3 protein-coding genes are annotated in these 2,818 nt (G+C 79.4%); all 3 read right to left on the minus strand.

Annotated features, from left to right (window positions below):
• Positions 1-910, minus strand: a 910-nt coding sequence (locus PSR1_RS22745) for an NAD(P)-dependent oxidoreductase (RefSeq protein WP_059439581.1), incomplete at its 3' end; no start/stop codon positions are given.
• The gene (locus tag PSR1_RS22750; RefSeq protein ID WP_059439579.1) at positions 907-2,034 is read right to left on the minus strand and encodes a Gfo/Idh/MocA family protein; all 1,128 of its coding nucleotides are present in this window, start codon (positions 2,032-2,034) and stop codon (positions 907-909) included. The genes PSR1_RS22745 and PSR1_RS22750, both read right to left, overlap by 4 nt.
• Positions 2,035-2,127: 93 nt before the next feature.
• Positions 2,128-2,818 (minus strand): glycosyltransferase (locus PSR1_RS22755; RefSeq protein WP_059439580.1); only part of this gene is annotated, 691 nt, incomplete at its 5' end.

The following is a 2,818-nucleotide window of genomic DNA, read 5'->3' on the forward strand; positions in this document are numbered from 1 at the left end:
AGTAGCGCTGGCGCTTCCAGGTGCTCGCGACCTTGTACGGCGTCAGCAGCGCGGGCAGGTGGCCCTGGGTCCGGTCGGCGTACCACGCGTTGGCGCGGGCGAGCACGCGCAGCAGCGGGTAGGGCACCCGCAGGACGCGCAGCGGCGCGACCTCGCGGCGGTAGCGGTCGAGCAGCGCGCCGGCGGTCGGGAGGTCGTCGTCCACCACGCACAGCGCGCGGCCCGCCGCGCCGGGCGCGGTGCCGGCCAGCGCGATGGCGTCGGCGCAGTTCTCCACGAAGGTGAGCGGGACCGGGTTGCGGCCGCCGAGGTGCAGGTACAGCCCGAGCACCGGGAGCCCGATCCGCGTCCCGAGGATGTCCTGGCCGGGGCCGATGACGACGCCGGGCCGGATCACCGCGAGCGGCAGGCCGTCGCGCCGTGCGTACCGCCACGCCAGCGCCTCCTGCCGCTGCTTGGCGAACGAGTACGCGTCGCGCGCCTCCGGCGCGGGCTCGAGCGGCGCGTCCTCGTCCACCACCGCGCCCCTCGGCAGCGCCGCGACGCCCATGGCGCCGAACGAGCTCACCAGCACCACGCGCTCGACCCGCGCCTCCAGCGCGGCGCGGAACACGTGGTCGGAGGCGACCACGGTGGCCTGCACCAGGGCCGCGGGCGCCCCCTTCTTCGCGGCGGCGGCGTGGTAGAGGACGCGCACTCCCGCGAGCGCCTGCCGCAGGGCGGCGGGATCGTCGAGCCGGCACGGGACCACCTCGATGACCGCGCCGCGCGCCTCGGCCTCCGGGATCGCCACCCGCGCGGCCGCGGTGCCGGGCCGCACCAGGCAGCGGATCCGGTACACGCCCTGCCGCAGCAGGCTCCGCACGATCTCCCGCCCCAGGAACCCGGCCGCGCCGGTGACCGCCCTCACGCGCACGCCTCCTGCGCGGCGACGTCCGCCCGCCGGCACGCCGCGGCCGCGGCGTCGATCACCTGCGCGACGGCGCGCGCGTCCGCGAGCGGCACGGGCGCCTCGCCGCCGGTCCGGGCCGCCCGGTAGAAGGCGGCGAAGAGCTGGCGCATGCCCTCGAAGTAGTGCAGCCGCGCGAGCGCGAGGTCGGCGCTGCGCCGCAGCAGCTCCGCGCCCGCCGCCGAGGCGTCGCGCCGCGCCCAGTCCACCTTCTGGAACGGGCCGGGCAGGTGGGAGCCCTCCACCACGCGCAGCGTGCGGGCGTCGAGCGACGCGTGCACGGCCCGCCGCGTGCCGTACACGGTCAGCGCGAGCTGGGCCGGGCGGATGCGGCAGGAGAAGAGCACCGACGCGGTGGCGCGCGCGCCCTCCAGGAGGATCCGCAGCTCGTCGTGGAACGCGTCGCGCGCGTCGCCGAAGCGCTCGGGCCGCAGGCGGCGCCCGAGCGCGTGCGCCACCGCGGGCGTGCCCGGCCCGAGGAGCGGCAGCACGAGCGAGAGCGGGTGCGAGAGGTTGTTGTGCGCGAGGCCGGCGGGGAGGCGGTGGATCCAGTGGCCGGGATCCCCGGTGAGCAGGGCGCCGAACGGGCCGCCGAGGTCGTAGCCCATCACCGCGTCCGCGTGCACCACCTCGCCGAGCGCGCCCGCCTCCACCAGCGCGCGGAGCCGGTGGATCACCGGGTCGAAGAGCAGGTTGTGGCCGGCGCACGCCAGCCGACCGTGGCGCGCCGCGGCCTGCTCGAGCGCGACGGCCTCGGCCGCGTCCACCGTGACCGGCTTCTCCACGTACACGTGCGCGCCCGCGGCGAGCGCGCGCGTGGCGAGCGGGAGGTGGCTCGCCGGCGGGGTGGTGACGTGCACCACCTCCGGACGCGCCTCCGCCAGCATCGCGTCCACGGCGTCCGGCCCCTCGTAGAACGCCGGCACGCGCCAGCGCGCCGCGGCCTGCTCCGCCATGTGCCGGGTGGCGTCGCACACCGCCACCACCTCGGCGCCCGCCCGGCGCGCCTGCGCGAGGTGCGCGTCGGCGATCTGCCCGCACCCGATCACCGCCACCCGGACCGCGGTCCCGTCTCGCTCCGCCATCGTCCCCTTTCCCCGGCCGCGGGGCGGCCGCCTTGGAGGTCCTCACCGCGCCCCGGCCCGGCCAGCGCCGCGGCGGGCACCCGCCGCGCGGGATCACCGCGCCGGGGCGGCCGCCTCGCCCGGCGCGCCGCGCGCGCGCGTCCACAGCACCCGGTAGACGGCGAAGATGGCGTCGAACGGGTCGTCGTCGCGGGGGCGGGCGGCCGGGCGGGCGCCGGCCAGCGCGTCCTCGAGCCGCGCCCCGAGCGCGGCTGCGTCGCCGGGCGGGAAGAGCAGGCAGCCGGCCGGCCGGTGGCCGACGGTGCTCGCGACCACCGCGCGGCCGAGCGCGAGCGCCTCGCGCACGGTCACCGCGTCGCCGTCGGCGCGGGTGGGGCGGGCGAACACGTCCGCCGCCTCCAGCACGGCCAGCGCGGCGGGGTGGTCGAGCTCGCCGAGCCCGAGCACGCCGTCGCCGGTGAGCGCCTCGGTGCCCTCGCCGAACGCGACCAGCCCGGCGCGCGGGTGTCGCGCCCGCAGCGCGCGGAACGCCGGCAGGAGCAGGTCGGCGCCGTAGATCCGCCCGGGCGGGAGCGCGGCGGCGATCAGCGGCGCGTGCCCGGCCCGGAACGCGGCCAGGGCCGGCGGCGGCCGGCGCGGCTCGAGCAGGGCAGGGGAGTACGGGGGCACGACCGCGATGCGCGCGCGCGGCACGCCGCTCGCGCCCAGCGCGCTCGCGATCTCGTCGTTGACCGCCAGGATCCGCCCGAAGCCGGCGCAGGCGGCCGCGGCGAGCGCGCGCCGC

Source organism: Anaeromyxobacter sp. PSR-1 (assembly GCF_000964525.1).
Lineage (GTDB): Bacteria > Myxococcota > Myxococcia > Myxococcales > Anaeromyxobacteraceae > Anaeromyxobacter.